This is a genomic window from Kitasatospora sp. NPDC049285, assembly GCF_040678815.1.
Classification (GTDB): Bacteria; Actinomycetota; Actinomycetes; order Streptomycetales; family Streptomycetaceae; genus Kitasatospora.
In genome coordinates, this window is the sequence record NZ_JBFAQR010000036.1 from 1 (window position 1) to 15,257 (window position 15,257).

A 15,257-nucleotide genomic window follows, 5' to 3' on the forward strand; every position below is an offset into this window, starting at 1 on the left:
CTGCAGGGGGGACCCTGTGGGAGAGTAGGACGCCGCCGAACAATCTTTCAGAAGAAGCCCCCTGACGGGATGTCAGGGGGCTTCTTCGCGTTCTCGGACAGATTCCGGGACGGAAGGGGACGGACGTGCGCCCGGGGGTGGTGCTAGGTCCACCTCAAAGACGGGTGTCACGGCCAATGTGCTCGGGCGGGGCCAAGGGGAAAACTGGTAGGCGTCCAGAGCAGTGCAGATGTGCGTGATGCCGTTCGAACTCGGGGAGTGAGCCTTGGCGACGACGACGTGGGGTGGCGGGGCTGTCAGGGCTGCGCTCGGTGAGTGGGTCCGGCCGGCGGTCGCGGCGTTCGGGCGGGCTGTGCTGTTGGGGCTGGCGGCCGGGGTCGCGGTGATGGTGCCGTTCATGGCGTCGGTGACGGCGGGCGTGGTGGTCGCCGGGGTGGTGGACTTCGGCTTCATGCCGTACCTGGCGTTCGCGGGGGCGCTGCTGGCGGGGGTTCCGACGGCGTTCTGGTTCGCGCGGCGTGGTGCTGGGTGGTCGCGGGCGCGGTTGGAGCGGTGGTTCGGGGTTCGGCTGGTGGCGGAGTATTCGCCGCGCGCGGTGTTGGAGCAGGACGCGCGGGGGTTCTGGTGGACGGGGTACTCGTACCACCGGGGGTACTCGGTGGCGCGGTCGGTGCAGTTCGCGCAGTGGGCGGTGCGGGATCGGCAGACGCGGCGTGAGGTGCTGTGGCTGCTGGTGAATCCGGCGGCGGTGCTGGCGCTGGTCGGGCTGCCGATGCTGCTGGTGTGGGGCGGGGTGGGGTACCTGCTGACCTCGGCGGTGGATTCGCGGGACTTCTTCGGCCTCCAGAGCCAACTGGTGAACGTGCTGTGCTCGGCGGTGATCGGACTGGGCGTCGCGGGCGTCGGGCTGCTGGCGATGACGTGGGCCGTGCGGATCCACGCGGAGTTGGCGTGCCGAGTGCTGGGGCAGGGTCCGCGGGAGAGCCGGGCGCAACTGAGCCGGCGCGTGGAGCAGCTGACGGAGACTCGGGCGGACGCGGTGGATGCGCAGGCGGCCGAGCTGCGACGGATCGAGCGGGATCTGCACGACGGCGCGCAGGCGCGGCTGGTGGCGATCGGGCTGACGTTGGGGACGATCGAGCACCTGCTGGAGAGCGACCAGGGGGCGGCGCGGGAGTTGCTGGCGGAGGCGCGGCAGGCGTCGGCGAAGGCGTTGCAGGAGTTGCGGGATCTGGTGCGGGGGATTCACCCGCCGGTGCTGGCGGAGCGCGGGTTGGCTGACGCGGTACGGGAGTTGGCGCTGAGCGGGGTGGTGCCGACGGAGGTGACGGTGAGTCTGCCGGGTCGGCCGGAGCCGTCGATGGAGACGGCGGTGTACTTCGGTGTGAGCGAGTTGCTGGCGAACGTGGCGAAGCACGCGGGGGCCGGGCAGGTCTGGGTGGACGTGCTGCATCGGGCGGGCCGGCTGCGGGTGATGGTGACGGACGACGGGCACGGTGGTGCGCGGATGGACGGTGGTGGCGGGCTGCGGGGCATCGAGAAGCGGTTGGGTACCTTCGACGGTGTGCTCTCGCTCGACAGTCCGGCGGGCGGGCCGACCACGATCACGATGGAGCTGCCGTGCGTGTTGTCCTCGCCGAGGATCTCTACCTCCTCCGCCAAGGCCTGACCCGGCTGTTGGAGGCGCACGGCTTCACGATCGCGGCGGCGGTGGAGACCGGTCCGGACCTGCTGGCGGCGTTGCTTGCGGAGCGTCCGGACGTCGCGGTGGTGGACGTCCGGCTGCCGCCGACGCTGACGGACGAGGGCCTGCAGGCGGCGCTGGCGGCGCGGCGGGAGATTCCGGGGCTGCCGGTGTTGGTGCTGTCGCAGCACGTGCAGCAGTTGTACGCGCGGGAGTTGCTGGCGGATGGCTCGGGCGGGGTGGGTTATCTGCTGAAGGACCGGGTGTTCAACGCGGACCAGTTCGTGGACGCGGTGCGGCGGGTGGCGGCGGGGGGTACGGCGATGGATCCGGACGTGATCGCGCGGTTGTTGCAGCACACCGCGGGGTCGGAGCCGTTGCGGCGGCTGTCGCCGCGGGAGCGGGAGGTGCTGGGGCTGATGGCGGAGGGTTGTTCGAACTCGGCGATCGCGGCCCGGCTGACGGTCAGCGACGGTGCGGTGGCCAAGCACATCGCCAACATCTTCGGGAAGTTGGAGCTGTCGCCGACCGAGGACGGCAACCGTCGGGTGCTGGCGGTGCTGGCCTACCTGAACGGGGTGACGGACCGTCCGATGGAGGCCTGAGGGAGGCCAGGGGGCGCTCGGGAGGAGTGCGCGCGCCGGTATGGACCAGTGGAGGTCTGGTGCCGGCAAGGGTTGGCGGAGGGGCAGAACGCGCGTGCGAGTAGTATCCGGTGGGCCGAGTCGGTCCACGGCGTACCGGTACCGCGTCCGGATGTGAGGCCGCGTCCCGGGCAGGGGCGTGTACTCGGCGGCCACAGGTCGTCAGCGGCGAATCGCCGAGTCCCAGGGGTTGATCAACGAATGGCACGTCCGTCCCTTACCCGCGCGCACCGGGCACTGCTGGGTGTGGTGGCCGTCGGCGCGTGCATCATCTCGGGCATCGGCTTCGCCGGGTCGTACAACTCGGTGCGGGACCTGGCGATGGAGAAGGGCTTCGGCGCCTTCTCCTACGCGTTCCCGATAGGCGTCGACGCGGGCATCGTGGTGCTGCTGTCGCTGGACCTGGTGCTGACCTGGCTGCGGATCCCGTTCCCACTGCTGCGGCAGACGGCGTGGCTGCTGACCGCGGCGACGATCGCGTTCAACGCGGCGGCGTCCTGGGGCGATGCGCTGGGCATGGCTATGCACGCGGTGATCCCGGTGCTGTTCGTCGTCGTGGTGGAGGCCTCCCGGCACGCGGTGGGTCGGATCGCGGCGATCACCGCGGACCGGCACATGGAGTCGGTGCGGTTGATGCGCTGGGTGCTGTCGCCGGTGCCGACCTTCCGGCTGTGGCGGCGGATGAAGCTGTGGGAGCTGCGCTCGTACGACGAGACGGTGCGGCTGGAGCAGAACCGGCTGGTGTACCGGGCGCAGCTGCGGTTCCGGTACGGGCGGGGCTGGCGCCGGTCGGCGCCGTTCCAGGCGCTGCTGCCGTTGAAGCTGGCGAAGTACGGTGTGCCGCTGGACCCGAGCATCCTGGACCGGATCGACGGTCCGATGTTCGTGGCGGCGGATGCGGCGGTGGCCGGTGCGGCGATCGCCCCGGCCGGGCCGGGCCAGGTGACGGCGGGTCAGTCGGTGGCCGGTCCGGCTGCCGCTCACCAGGTCGCCGCTCACCAGGCCGTTGGGCAGCAGGCCGCTGGTCACCCGGTCGCCGGTCAGGCGCCCGCGGGTCAGGCGCCCGCGGGTCAGGCGGTGGCCGGTCACCCGGCCGGGGCGGCGGAGGCGGGGGAGCCGCACGCGGTGCCGTCGGTGTCGGCGGCGGTGGCGGTGCCCACGCTGGCGAAGTTGGCGGCGGTGCGGCGGCGGGACCAGCAGGACCCGGAGGCGGCGCAGGCCGCCCCGCCGGTGGACGCCGCGGGGGACCTGAACGTGTGGACGGCGCGTCCGGTGCGTTCGCACGTGGCGGAGCCGGACCAGGTGCACACGGCGCGGGTGCCCGGGCAGGCGTCGCCGTGGTTCAAGCCGCCGCGCGGGCAGGCCGATGCGGACCAGGAGGCGGCGTACGCGGCTCCGCAGGCGGCGGGCTACCCGGATGAGCGGGGCTACCAGGAGCGGTACCCGCAACAGGGCCGTCCGGTCGAGCGGGTGGCGGCCGGGCCGGCGGCGAACGGCCGCGGGCCGGCTCGTCCGCAGCCGGGATACGGTGCGGGGCCGAACGGTCAGCCCGGCGGGGCGCCGAGGGGTCGTCAGCTGCCGGTGGAGCAGGCGCTGATGCCGGAGGACGGCGAGCCGATCCGGATCGGTGCCCGGCCGGTGCGGTTGGACTCGTTCGCGGACCCGGAGCCGCTGCCGTTCGAGGACGTGGAGGAGGCGCCGGCCCGGCTGCCGTTCGCGGGCGGGGCGGAGCCGCTGGACCCGGACGAGTGCTTCGACGCGCTGGTCAGCTACATGGAGGAGAACCAGCGGCAGCCTGACGAGCGCCGGTTCGCGGAGTACCTGTCGCAGCGCGGGGTGCCGGGTTCGCGCCCGGACGGCGGGGTGACGGTGAAGGACGTCGAGCGGATCTGGGCGGCGCTGGGGGAGCGGTACATGGAGTCCGGCCGGGCGGAGTGACCCGTCGCGCTTGGCGATAACCACAAATCGTGCGGTGGCCGTCCGTCAGTTCCTCTGGCGGGCGGCCATTGACGGTCCCGAGGGCCCGCCACTACCGTCGCATCAACAATTTGTTGAAGCGTCGGCCTGTGTGGAGGAGCCCGGATGTCGCAGCCTGGTCAGGTGGAGCCCGTCTCGTTCTCGGATACCGCCCGGGCCGCGGTGGAGGCGTTGCTGACGCCGGTCGACGCGGAGCTGGCCCGACGGTACCCCGGGGAGCCGGGTTCGCGGCAGCCGGTGCACACCGTGTACGTGCCGGCCGACGCGTTCGCGGCGGACACCGTCCGTGAATGGGGCCGGCAGGCGCTGGCCGCGTTCGACGAGCACGCCGGGACGCCGGAGCTGCTGGCCCAGGCCCTCGGGGTGGAGTCCGGTCCGCTGCTGACCGAGGTGCACGCCCGGGTGCGGGCCAAGCTGGAGCGCGAGCCGGTCGAGGACCTGCGGATCGACTTCGAGGACGGCTACGGCCCGCGCCCCGACGCCGAGGAGGACGCCGCGGCGGTGCGCGCGGCGCGGCTGGTGTCGGCGGCGGTCGCGGACGGCACGGCGCCGCCGTACGTCGGGATCCGGGTCAAGTGCATGGAGGCGGCGGTCCGGGCCCGCGGCATCCGCACCCTGGAGCTGTTCCTGTCCGCGCTGCTGGCCGAGGGCGGGCTGCCGGACGGGCTGGTGCTGACCCTGCCCAAGGTGACCTACGCCGAGCAGGTCACCGCGCTGGTGCGGCTGCTGGAGGACTTCGAACGGCGGGCCGGGCTGCCCGCGGGCCGGATCGGCTTCGAGATCCAGATCGAGACCACCCAGGCGATCCTCGGCCCGGACGGCCGGGCCACCGTCGCCCGGATGATCGAGGCCGCCGAGGGCCGGGCCACCGGACTGCACTACGGCACCTTCGACTACAGCGCGGCCTGCGGGGTCAGCGCCGCCTACCAGTCCATGGACCACCCGGCCGCCGACCACGCCAAGGCGGTCATGCAGGTCGCCGCGGCCGGCACCGGCGTACGCCTCTCGGACGGCTCCACCAACGTGATCCCGACCGGCCCGCGCAGCCAGGTGCACGCTGCCTGGAAGCTGCACCACGGCCTGGTCCGCCGCTCGCTGGCCCGCGCCTACTACCAGGGCTGGGACATGCACCCCGCCCACCTGCCCACCCGCTACGCCGCCGTGTACGCCTTCTACCGCGAGGGCCTGGAGGCGGCCTGCGCCCGGCTGGCCGCGTACGTGGCCAAGGCCGGCGGCGACGTGATGGACGAGCCCGCCACCGCCCGTGCGCTCAGCGGCTACGTGCTGCGCGGCCTGGACTGCGGCGCCGTCGACCTCGCGGAGGTCGCCGCGCTGACCGGCCTCGACCGGGCCCGGCTGGACGCCCTCGCCGGACGCTGAGCGGCCGGGCGGCACCGGCTAGGCTGGGCGGGTTGAGCCGGTGACCGCCGCGCGGGCGGGCCGGACCGAGACCCGAGCACCCCGGAGAGCACCAGCGCCATGGCGGAGCCGAGCCCGAAGCCGTACCTGACCGTCCGGGGTCCCGGCAGCCACGAGCTCGAGATCAAGAAGTCCCGGTTCATCTGCCACCTGGCGCGGGTCGCCGACGAGGACGAGGCGCAGGCCTTCATCGCGGCGATCCGCAAGCAGTACTGGGACGCCCGGCACAACTGCACCGCCTTCGTGGTCGGCGGGGAGCAGCCGCGCGAGCGCTCCAGTGACGACGGCGAGCCGGGCGGCACCGCGGGCGTGCCGATGCTGGAGGTGCTGCGCCGGCGCGGGGTGACCGACACCGTCGCGGTGGTCACCCGCTACTTCGGCGGGATCAAGCTCGGCGCGGGCGGCCTGGTGCGGGCGTACGGCGCCGCGGTGTCGGAGGCGCTGGACGAGGTCGGGCTGCTGGAGCGCCGGCCGGTGACGCTGCTCGCGGTGACGGTGGACCACACCCGGGCGGGCCGGCTGGAGAACGAGCTGCGAGCGGCCGGGTACGCGGTGGCCGACCTGGCGTACGGGGCGGACGGCGTGCGGATCGAAGTGGGCGTCCCGGAGCCGGAGGTGGCGGGGTTCCACACCTGGCTGGCGGAGGCGACCGGCGGTTCGGCGAGCGCCGCGCCGGCCGGGCGCACGTACGTCGAGGTCGAGGTCTGACGCCGCGTCAAGGGGATAGCAGGGGAGGTCGTTCGGCAGCCGCGTTGCCGCCGGATGACACCCGAACGAAGGAAGCAGGCCCGGAGTAGGAACTTCCACTCCGGGCTGCTTCGTCTCCACTGGTACAGGCACGACGATTCGGCACGACGCCGGAAGGAGGGCTCCCAGACCCCAGCACGCTCCACGGGAGGTTCCGCGTATGCCCACCGACCATGCCCAGCCGCCCTATCGGCTGACGGCCGCGACACCACGCCCGCACCACGACACGCTCGCCCTGACCGACCAACTGCTGGCCGCCTGGCTGAAGGCGGAAGGCCACGAGGAGCCACCGCCCGGCCCGCCGGACGCGCCGGCCGAGCGACTGCGGCTCGGCGACCGGGTGCTGCTGGACCGCGACGGCGGCCCGCTGCCCGGCCACGGACCCGAGTCCCGCTACAGCCGCCGCAGACTGCGCACACCCGCCGCCCTCGGCACCCACCAGCTGACCCTGACCCTGGCCGCGGACACCGCCGACGGCCCCACCCGGCTGCGCCTGGAGGCCGAGCACCTGCCGTCCGGGACGGCCGCCGGACGCGCCCAGGGCCGGGTGCCCGTCCCCGAGCTGGCCCGCACCCTGCTGCCACTGCTGGACGCCGTCGAGGGCCCGGTCCCGCTGGCCCTGGCGCCACGGGTGCTCGGACCGGCCGACCTGGACGGCCTGATCGACGAACTCTGCGACCCCGAACGGCAGCTGCCCACCGTGGTGGCCAGCGTGCCGCCCGCGGTGCCGGTCGACCGCTGGCTGGCCACGGTGCTCCAGCCACTGCTGCGCCAACTCCCCGGCCTGGCCTCGCTGTACGTGCTCGGACACGCCGCGCTGCCGCGGTTCAACCTGGCACTGGAGTTCCACAAGGTCTACGGCGGTGCGGTGCGGACCTTCCTGCCGGAGGTCGACCCGGCGTCCCGCCCCGACGCGGCCCGCCACCCGGTGCTGCCGCGCCAACGGATCGACGACGATCCGCGGCGGGCCGCCGCGCTGCTGGCCCGTGAACCGCGCCGACTGGCCGCCGAACTGCCGCTGCCCGCCCCGCTGGACGCCGTCCCCGCCCTGCACCTCCCGCCGGAGGCCCGGCAGCCCGAACCCCGGGCTGCCGCGGTCCGCGCGCCGCAGGTGGTCGTCGACCGGTGCCGGCTGCGGGCGGAACCGCCCCGGCCGGTGCGCCGGGCGCGGTGCGGCACGGACCCGCTGAGCTTCGGCGAACTGGTCGACCGGTTCACCGAGTTCCCGCTGCTGGAGTTCACCGGCGACGCCAAGGAGGCACTGGCGCTGGACGGCCAGAGCGAGGGCCCCGGCTGGGCCCGGCTGACCTGGGAGGGGCTGACGGCGCTGCAGGAGTACGCGGCGGCGGCGGTCCGCGGCGAGGCCGGCGGCGACTTCAAGCAGTGGTGCGAACGCACCCCGCCGGGCTGCCACCGCTTCCCGCCGCGCAAGGCGGTCCGCGGCGAGTCCCGCACCGTCGCCAGCCACGGCAAGTGGAAGCGCCAGCGGATGCTCCCCGTCCCCGCCAGCGTGGACTCCTCCTGCCGCGCCTTCATGGGCGCCCACCTGCGGATCGGCGGCGGCGGCACCGCACCCCGGGTGCACTACCTGGACGACTGCTCGGGCAGCGGCCGGATCTACGTCGGCTACATCGGGCTGCACCTGAGCAACACCAGGACCAACTAGCCGGAGCCGGTGCGGGCCGACGGACCGTCGGCCCGCACCGGCGGCTGATTCGGCGTCAAGCTCCGGCCAAACCAGGCGGTTGGCTGACCCGGGAGGCCGGACGGGGGACAATGCTGTCATCGGGTCGGGTGAGCCGACCGCGTGGGACGGGCCGAGCAGGGGGAACGACCGCCGATGCAGCATCCAGCCGATGGCCGCTCCGAGGGCGGCGCCGCGCTGCTCCAGCCCGGATTCCTCGCCTCGGTCTTCCGCGACCTCGGCGTGGAGGACGGCGAGTCCGCCGAGCAGCCGCCCCCGCCGACCGGCGCCGCCGACTCCCCGCCGCCGGTGGTGCCGTCGCAGCCCGGTCCGGCCGAGGACGACCAGGACCCGGTGGCCGCGCAGGCCCGCGCCGCCGCGCTCACCCACCACCGCACGCTCGCCGTCCGCGCCGACCACGAACGCCTCGCCGACCTGCTGCGCCGCGCCGCGCTGCCGGTCTCCGCGATGGACTTCGAGAGCCAGCTGCGCAGTTACGAGCCGAAGCCGTTCCCGGACGCGGTCGCCGCCGCCGAACCCGAGCCCGCCTGGGCGGACTTCGCCCCGCCGGAGCCCCCCGACGCGGACCCCGAGCAGCCGCCCTCCCGCCGCCTGCTGGACTCCGGCTACCAGCGCGAACTGGCCCAGGCCCGGCTGCGCCACCAGCGGGCGCTGCGCGAGTGGCGCACCCGGCAGGCCGAACTCGCCGACAGCGGGGTGATCGCCGCCCGGCGGGCCCACGAGGAGGCCGAGCAGGGCCGGGCCCGCGCGGTGCGGGAGTACAACGAGAGCCTGGAGGAGTGCCGCCGGGCCTACCGGCTGGCCGAGCCCGCCGCCGTCGAGTCGCTGCTGGAACGGGCGCTGGCCGCATCGGAAGGCGCCACCCGGGACTTGGCCGCCCCGTGCCGGGCGGTCTTCCGCCCGCTGACCCGGACCGCCGTCCTCGACCTGGACCTGCCGCCGCTGGACACCGTCCCCGCGCTGAGCGGCTACCGGCTCGCCGACGACGGCCAGGTCGCCCCGGTGCCGCGGCCCGCCGCCGACCTGCACTCCGACTACCTGCGGCTCGCCGCCCGCCTCGCCCTGCGTGCCCTGCAGGCCGCCGACGCGGTGGACACCGAGGAGGTGCTCGCCGGCGTGGTGCTCAACGGCTGGCTGCGCCGCCCCGGCCAGGCCCCGCAGTGCCTGCTCAGCGTCGACGCCGACCGCGACGCGCTGGCCCGGACCCGGCTCGAACCGGACGCCGGGTACCTGGGCGGCGACGGCGTCTACGCGGACGCCGAGCACGACGAGGCGGTGCTGCGCCTGCGGGCGCTGGCCGCCGTGGTCACCCCCGACCCGTTCGCGGGGGAGGCGGTGGTGCCGTGGGGCACTGCGCAGGCCGCGGTGCCCGCGCTCGGCGAGCTGTCGCCGAACGAGTTCGCCCAGCTGGTGCGCACCCTGCTCACCGCCGGCGGCCTGGAGGACTGGAGCGTGCGGCTGCGCGGCCCGGCCGGGCTGGTGGCCACCGCCGAGGGCGAGCCCGGCAGCGGGCTGCCCGGCCGCTGGGTGGTGTGGGCCTCGCGGGGCCCGGCGCCGGTCGCGGCCGAGGAGATCGCCACCCTCGCCGACGCCGTCCGCGAGGAGAGCGCCGACCGCGGACTGCGGATGACCTGCGGACTCTTCGCCGACGAGGCGATCGACCTGGCCGCCGAGGAGCGCTACCAGCGGATCCACCTGATCGACGGCCGCGGCATCCAGGAACTCGCCCACACCCACCTGTCGCTGTCGGTGTCGCCGTGAGCGCGGGACGTCTCCCGCGGTTCGCCGGGCAGTGGGCCCTTCGGGGTGACAGGCTGGCGGGGTGGGAAACGGATTCATGAGCCACCGTCCGGACCGGCCCGGGGCGGCCGGGGAAGCCGCCGGGCAACCCGCCGCGGAGCCGGCCGGGACGTCCGCCGACGAGCCCGCGGAGGAGTCGCCGGAGCAGGCCATGGAGGGGGCGATGGCCGTGATGTACGCCGAGTACGGGCTGCTGCGCGAGCTCGCCGAGGCCGAGGGGGTGCGGCTGGACGACTCGGTGGAGTCGCTGACCGCGCTCGACCAGCTGCTGCCGCGCTGGCGTGACGACCCGCAGGTCTCGCAGTGGCTGGGCACCGACGCCGGCTTCTACCTGGGCACGGTGATCCACCGTCAGCTCCCCGGCACCGTCTGGCGGCTCGCCGGGGACGGCCGTCCGCTGCTGGTGCTGCCGACCGGCTTCGAGCTGGACGTCACCGAACTCGGCCACAGCTGGGCCGAGCAGGGCTCCCCGCAGCTGTCCGCGGTCTACCTGGCGGCCGGCGACGGCTGAACCGCCGCGCTCACCCTGACGGTCCGTCCGGGGAGCGGCCCCGCGGCGCCGCCCGCAGGGTGGTGAGCAGGGTCCGGGCAGTCGTCCGGCCGCAGGAACCGAGCCGGGGGAGGCCGAACTGACCGCCGTGCTGGTCGCCGCGGGCGCCTTCCTGATGACCCTGATCGGCGGCTTCGTCGCCCACCGCACGGGGGACCGCCGTCACCTGGTGCTCGGCCTCGCCGCCGGACTGATGCTCGGCGTGGTCGCCTTCGACCTGCTGCCCGAGGCGATCCGGCTGGCCGGCGAGGAACTGCACGGCGTGCCGGACGCCCTGCTGATGTTCGCCGCCGGGTTCCTCGCCATCCACGTGGTGGAGCGGGCGGTCGCCATCCACCGCGGCCACGAGGGGGAGTACGCCGAGCACAGCCACGGCCACCAGCACCGCCACCGCGAGCAGGGCGTGGGCCTGGCCGCCGCCTCCGCGCTGGTGCTGCACAGCATGATGGACGGCTTCGCGATCGGCGCCGCGTTCCAGGCCGGCACCACGGTGGGCACGGTGGTGGCCATCGCGGTGGTCGCGCACGACTTCGCCGACGGGTTCAACACGTACACGCTGACCCGCCTCTACGGGAACAACCGCCGGCGGGCCGTCGCGCTGCTCTTCGCGGACGCCGTCGCGCCGGTCACCGGTGCCGCGATCACGCTGCTGTTCACCATCCCCGAGCGGTTGCTCGGCCTCTACCTGGGGTTCTTCGCCGGGTTCCTGATGTACCTGGCCACCTCGGACATCCTCCCGGAGGCGCACAGCCCGCACCCCTCGCGCACCACGCTGCTGTGCACGCTGCTCGGGGTCGCCTTCATGTGGCTGGTCGTGGGCCTGACGTAGCGTCAGGCACCGGTCGGCAGCGCGTCCCAGTGGGTGCGGAGGGCGGCCAGCGCCCGGGCGACGGCGGGGCGGCGGGAGGTCTGGGCGCGCCAGAGGGCGTAGACGCGGCGGGTGGGTTCGGGCACGACGGGGCGGGCGGCGACGCCGGGCGGCAGGGGGCCGCGGCCGAGGCGGGGGATCAGGCCCAGGCCGAGGCCGGCTTCGATCAGGGCGATCTGGGTCTGGAACTCGCCGACCTGGTAGACCACGTCCGGTTCCTCGCCGGCCTCCCGCATGGTGCGCAGCAGCCAGTCGTGGCAGATGTTGCCGGGCGGGACGCTGATCCAGCGCCGGCCGAGCAGGTCGGCGACCGGGACGCGGTCGAGCGCGGCGAGAGGGTGGTCGGCGGGCAGCAGCAGGTCGACCGGGTCGGTGCCGAGGTCGAGCCGGGCCAGGCCGTCCTGCACCGGCAGCGGGACGGTCGCCCAGTCCTGCACCACCGCCAGGTCGACCTCGCCGCGGGCCACCAGCTCGGCCGCCGGGTAGGGGTCGCTCTCCAACAGGCGGACGTCCAACTCGGGGCAGGAGGACTGCAGTTCGGCGAGGACGCCGGGGAGCAGGCCGCGGGCGGCGGTGGCGAAGGCGGCGACCAGCAGGCGGCCGGCGGCCTGGCCGCGCTGCTCCTCCAGGGTCACCTCGGCCTGCTCGACCAGGGCCAGGACGCGCTGCGCGGTGTCGGCGAGCCGGCGGGCGGCGTCGGTGAGCTGGATGCCGCGGCCCTGGCGTTCCAGCAGGACGGTGCGGGTCTCGCGTTCGAGTTTGGCGATCTGCTGGGAGACGGCGGAGGGGGTGAAGCCGAGCGCGGCGGCGGCGCCGCCGACCGAGCCGTGCACGGCCACCGCGTGCAGGGCGCGCAGCCGTCCGAGATCCATCATGCAGTGATGCTAAACCATCGGGTTCAGGAATCGTCGCTGGTGCTGAACATTCCCGGTGGGTGATGCTCGGTCCATGCCTGCCACCCACGCCATGACGCCCCGTCACATCGCCCTCGCGGTGCTGGTCGCCGCCGTCTGGGGCCTCAACTTCGTGCTGATCCACGTCGGCTTGGAGAACTTCCCGCCGCTGCTGTTCTGCGCGCTGCGCTTCGCGGTGGTGGCGCTGCCCGCGGTGTTCTTCGTCGGACCGCCGCGGGTGGCCTGGCGCTGGGTGCTGGCGGTCGGCGTGGTGCTGGGGGTGGTGAAGTTCGGGCTGCTGTTCCTCGGCATGCACGCCGGGATGCCGGCCGGGCTGTCCTCGCTGGTGCTTCAGGGGCAGGCCGGGTTCACCGCGCTGTTCGCCGCCGGGCTGCTCGGCGAGCGGCCGGGGCGGCTGCGGCTGGCCGGGCTGGCGCTGGCGTTCGGCGGGATCGCGCTGGCCGCCGTCGACCACGGCGTGGGCGGCCCGGCCGGGGCGTTCGCGCTGGTGATCGGCGCGGCGGTGGCCTGGGGGCTGTCCAACGTGCTGACCCGCAGGGCCGCGCCGCCGGACGCCCTGCGCTGGATGGTCTGGGTCTCGGCGGTGCCGCCGCTGCCGCTGCTGGGGCTGTCGCTGCTGGTCGAGGGCCCGCGCGCGGACCTGGACGCGCTGGCCGGGATCGGCTGGGCGGGGATCGGCGCGATCCTCTACGTCGGCCTGGTCTCCACGCTGTTCGGCTTCGTCGCCTGGAGCCACCTGCTGCGCCGCTACGACGCCTCCGCGGTGGCCCCGTACTCGCTGCTGGTGCCGGTGTTCGGGATGTCCTCGGCCGCGCTGCTGCTCGGCGAGCGGTTCAGTGCGGCGGCGGCCGGGGCGACGGTGCTGGTGATCGCCGGGATCGGGCTGGGCGCGGTGCCCGCTACGGCGTGGGGCCGGCTGCTTCGTGGGCGGCCTCGGCCTGCCGCAGTGCCCGCAGCAGCGCCTCCTGCTCGGTCGCGCTGACCGGGCCGAAGTACTCCTGGGCGACCTCGTGCCGGACCCGGCCGATCCGCTCGAGCGCGCCGTGCCCGGCCTCGGTGAGCACCAGCCGCACCGCGCGGCGGTCCACCGGGTCGGGGGTGCGGGCCACCAGCCCGGCCTCCTCCAGGGCGTCCACCACGGTGGTGGCCGAGCGCGGGGCGATCCGCAGCCGGTCGGCGAGCTCGCTCAGCCGCATGGTCTCGCGGCTCTCGCAGCCCGGGGCGTGCGCCAGGGTGCGCAGGGCGCGGGCCTGGGCCGGGGTGATGCCGTAGGGCTCCAGCCGCTGCATCGTCTGCCGGCGGATCCGCTTCATCGCCCGGGTGAGCGCGTCGGCGAGTTCCGCGGCGGTGTCGGCGGGCCCAGGGGAGGTCATGGGCTCAGGGTAGTGGCTGGTGGGGAGGCGGATCTGTCTCGCCTGGATAACTTGTTGAGCTTGGCTCAGCAATCGGGTAGCTTAGGGCAACCTAAGCCGCCCGTGTCCGAGGAGTCACCATGGCCCGCTCCACCGCCCGCGTCGTCACCGACCGCCCCGCCCGCTACGCCAAGCAGCTCGCCGCCCACATGGGCCGCAAGGTCCCCGCCGAGTGGTCCGAGGAGGACGGCCGCGGCAGCCTCGTCTTCGGTGCCGGACAGGCCGAACTCACCGCCGAGGAGGGCGCGCTGCTGCTCGCCGTCGAGGGCGCCGAGGAGGCCCTGCCCGGCCTGGAGGACGTGGTCGGCCGCCACCTGGTCCGCTTCGGTACCCGCGACGAACTGCTGGTCGAGTGGCAGCGCGAGAGCGGCGAGCCCGGCACCGTGCAGCGCGGGGCCGCCGACGGGGAGTGACGCCCCGTCAGCGGCCCGGCGCGCCGCTCAGCTCTGCCGCAGCGGCGGCATCGGCACCGGGACGCCGAGCGCGGTCGCGCCCGCGCCCACCCCGCCCTCGCAGCTGTTCGGCGGCGCGGTGGTGACGCCCCGGGTGGAGGGCTTCTCGGCCGCCCAGAACATGAAGCCGAGCAGGCCCGCGCTGGTGCCCGCACCGTTCGGGGCGGCGCTGCCCACCCAGCCCGAGGCGGCCTTCTGTACCGAGTTCGCATAGCTGGTGCACTCCGGCCGGACCTGGGAGCCCTCGGCGATGTACAGGCTGCCGGTGAACTTGGCGGGCGCCAGCGGCGGGATCGCCGGGTTGTAGTTCGGCTTGCCGTCCAGGTGCTCCTGCCAGTTCGACTCCGCGGTGGCGGTCGAGGGCTGCTTGCTCGGCACCATCGCGTTGGCGTAGTCCAGCACCGGGTTCGACGTGGTCAGCCAGTGCGCGGTGGCGTACTGGTCGAGGCCGATCAGCCAGCGGTCGCCGGCCGCGACGTCGATGGTGAGCCGCGCGGTCGGGTCCGCGCCGCTGCCGTCGTACGGGTGGGCGGCCCGGTAGGCGTCCACGAAGGACTGCAGGCCGGTCAGGTTCGGGCCGGCGCTGTTCTCGTAGTCGATCTCGATGCCCACGCCGAGCTGGGTGGCCAGCGCCGCGGCCTTCTGCCCGAGCAGGGCCGGGTTCTGGGCGAGCGCGGTGTCCCAGTCGCCGGTGTAGGTGATGCCGCCGATCGAGAGCATCACCCGGACGCCGTGCGCGGTGAAGTAGTTCACCACCTGCTGGTTCATTCCGATCGGCACCCCGGCGGCGTTCCCCGCGTCGGTGGTGCCGTTCAGCAGCCGCAGCGGGTTGACGAAGCTCAGCACCACCAGGTTGACCGACGGGCGGCCGTCGCCGCGGTCGACCAGCCAGTGGTTGGCGGCGTCGAAGTCGGTCATGTTCCGTGCCGTCGCCCAGGTGCAGGCGTCGTTGCTGCAGTGCCAGGCGCCGTACACCTGGAGCGGGGTGGCCGCCGCCGCGCTCGGCGCGGGCGCCGCCACCGCCGCCAGGGCCAGCAGCCCGGCCGCCGCCGACAACCTCGTTCTGGACATCACAGGGGAACGCA

At 74.6% G+C, this 15,257-nt stretch carries 14 protein-coding genes; 11 read left to right on the top strand and 3 right to left on the bottom strand.

The window, feature by feature from the left end; all coding sequences use genetic code 11:
* Positions 1–265: 265 nt before the first annotated feature.
* The 9 genes from AB0K51_RS22095 to AB0K51_RS22135 all read left to right on the top strand — a co-directional run bounded on the left by AB0K51_RS22095 (position 266) and on the right by AB0K51_RS22135 (position 11,355).
* Entirely contained in the window at positions 266–1,669 is a 1,404-nt protein-coding gene (locus tag AB0K51_RS22095) for a histidine kinase (RefSeq protein WP_363458132.1), read from the top strand.
* On the top strand, positions 1,621–2,289 hold the full coding sequence (locus AB0K51_RS22100) for a response regulator transcription factor (protein WP_363458135.1): 669 nt from the start codon (positions 1,621–1,623) through the stop codon (positions 2,287–2,289). Before AB0K51_RS22095 ends, AB0K51_RS22100 begins: the two co-directional genes overlap by 49 nt.
* 240 nt (positions 2,290–2,529) lie before the next feature.
* A complete protein-coding gene (locus AB0K51_RS22105; RefSeq protein ID WP_363458138.1) occupies positions 2,530–4,266 on the top strand; it encodes a DUF2637 domain-containing protein in 1,737 nt (578 codons plus the stop codon).
* Positions 4,267–4,410: 144 nt separating this feature from the next.
* Positions 4,411–5,685: an aldolase/citrate lyase family protein gene (locus AB0K51_RS22110; protein WP_363458141.1), complete on the top strand. Its 1,275-nt coding sequence runs from the start codon at positions 4,411–4,413 to the stop codon at positions 5,683–5,685.
* A gap of 99 nt (positions 5,686–5,784) precedes the next feature.
* Entirely contained in the window at positions 5,785–6,432 is a 648-nt protein-coding gene (locus AB0K51_RS22115; protein WP_363458144.1) for a YigZ family protein, read from the top strand.
* A 199-nt stretch (positions 6,433–6,631) separates the two neighbouring features.
* Positions 6,632–8,137 (top strand): hypothetical protein, encoded by a 1,506-nt coding sequence (locus AB0K51_RS22120; RefSeq protein ID WP_363458147.1) that lies wholly within the window; start codon positions 6,632–6,634, stop codon positions 8,135–8,137.
* 174 nt (positions 8,138–8,311) lie between these two features.
* A complete protein-coding gene (locus AB0K51_RS22125; RefSeq protein WP_363458150.1) occupies positions 8,312–9,937 on the top strand; it encodes a restriction endonuclease in 1,626 nt (541 codons plus the stop codon).
* 76 nt (positions 9,938–10,013) lie between these two features.
* Entirely contained in the window at positions 10,014–10,487 is a 474-nt protein-coding gene (locus AB0K51_RS22130) for a DUF6278 family protein (protein WP_363458152.1), read from the top strand.
* A gap of 154 nt (positions 10,488–10,641) precedes the next feature.
* Complete coding sequence (locus tag AB0K51_RS22135) at positions 10,642–11,355, top strand: ZIP family metal transporter (protein WP_363458272.1); 714 nt, start codon at positions 10,642–10,644, stop codon at positions 11,353–11,355.
* Between the two features lie 2 nt (positions 11,356–11,357).
* Here the strand turns inward: AB0K51_RS22135 and AB0K51_RS22140 are convergent, their stop codons facing one another.
* Positions 11,358–12,269, bottom strand: a complete 912-nt coding sequence (locus AB0K51_RS22140; RefSeq protein ID WP_363458155.1) for a LysR family transcriptional regulator — start codon at positions 12,267–12,269, stop codon at positions 11,358–11,360.
* A gap of 91 nt (positions 12,270–12,360) precedes the next feature.
* On the opposite strand from AB0K51_RS22140, the gene AB0K51_RS22145 reads away from it, so the two are divergent.
* Entirely contained in the window at positions 12,361–13,290 is a 930-nt protein-coding gene (locus tag AB0K51_RS22145) for an EamA family transporter (protein ID WP_363458275.1), read from the top strand.
* Here AB0K51_RS22145 and AB0K51_RS22150 read toward each other — a convergent pair.
* On the bottom strand, positions 13,208–13,681 hold the full coding sequence (locus tag AB0K51_RS22150; RefSeq protein ID WP_363458157.1) for a MarR family transcriptional regulator: 474 nt from the start codon (positions 13,679–13,681) through the stop codon (positions 13,208–13,210). The genes AB0K51_RS22145 and AB0K51_RS22150 overlap by 83 nt on opposite strands.
* 119 nt (positions 13,682–13,800) lie before the next feature.
* Here AB0K51_RS22150 and AB0K51_RS22155 point away from each other — a divergent pair, with 119 nt between their 5' ends.
* Positions 13,801–14,133 (top strand): DUF2218 domain-containing protein, encoded by a 333-nt coding sequence (locus AB0K51_RS22155; protein WP_363458160.1) that lies wholly within the window; start codon positions 13,801–13,803, stop codon positions 14,131–14,133.
* A 27-nt stretch (positions 14,134–14,160) separates the two neighbouring features.
* Here the strand turns inward: AB0K51_RS22155 and AB0K51_RS22160 are convergent, their stop codons facing one another.
* Positions 14,161–15,243 (bottom strand): hypothetical protein, encoded by a 1,083-nt coding sequence (locus AB0K51_RS22160; RefSeq protein WP_363458163.1) that lies wholly within the window; start codon positions 15,241–15,243, stop codon positions 14,161–14,163.
* Between the last annotated feature and the right edge of the window lie 14 nt (positions 15,244–15,257).

Bases quoted from the DNA above. Each gene is read 5' to 3' on its own strand.
- AB0K51_RS22105 (WP_363458138.1), top strand. From the start codon at position 2,530: ATGGCACGTCCGTCCCTTACCCGCGCGCACCGGGCACTGCTGGGTGTG.
- AB0K51_RS22110 (WP_363458141.1), top strand. From the start codon at position 4,411: ATGTCGCAGCCTGGTCAGGTGGAGCCCGTCTCGTTCTCGGATACCGCC.
- AB0K51_RS22115 (WP_363458144.1), top strand. From the start codon at position 5,785: ATGGCGGAGCCGAGCCCGAAGCCGTACCTGACCGTCCGGGGTCCCGGC.
- AB0K51_RS22120 (WP_363458147.1), top strand. From the start codon at position 6,632: ATGCCCACCGACCATGCCCAGCCGCCCTATCGGCTGACGGCCGCGACA.
- AB0K51_RS22125 (WP_363458150.1), top strand. From the start codon at position 8,312: ATGCAGCATCCAGCCGATGGCCGCTCCGAGGGCGGCGCCGCGCTGCTC.
- AB0K51_RS22130 (WP_363458152.1), top strand. From the start codon at position 10,014: ATGAGCCACCGTCCGGACCGGCCCGGGGCGGCCGGGGAAGCCGCCGGG.
- AB0K51_RS22135 (WP_363458272.1), top strand. From the start codon at position 10,642: ATGACCCTGATCGGCGGCTTCGTCGCCCACCGCACGGGGGACCGCCGT.
- AB0K51_RS22140 (WP_363458155.1), bottom strand. From the start codon at position 12,269: ATGATGGATCTCGGACGGCTGCGCGCCCTGCACGCGGTGGCCGTGCAC.
- AB0K51_RS22145 (WP_363458275.1), top strand. From the start codon at position 12,361: ATGACGCCCCGTCACATCGCCCTCGCGGTGCTGGTCGCCGCCGTCTGG.
- AB0K51_RS22150 (WP_363458157.1), bottom strand. From the start codon at position 13,681: ATGACCTCCCCTGGGCCCGCCGACACCGCCGCGGAACTCGCCGACGCG.
- AB0K51_RS22155 (WP_363458160.1), top strand. From the start codon at position 13,801: ATGGCCCGCTCCACCGCCCGCGTCGTCACCGACCGCCCCGCCCGCTAC.
- AB0K51_RS22160 (WP_363458163.1), bottom strand. From the start codon at position 15,243: ATGTCCAGAACGAGGTTGTCGGCGGCGGCCGGGCTGCTGGCCCTGGCG.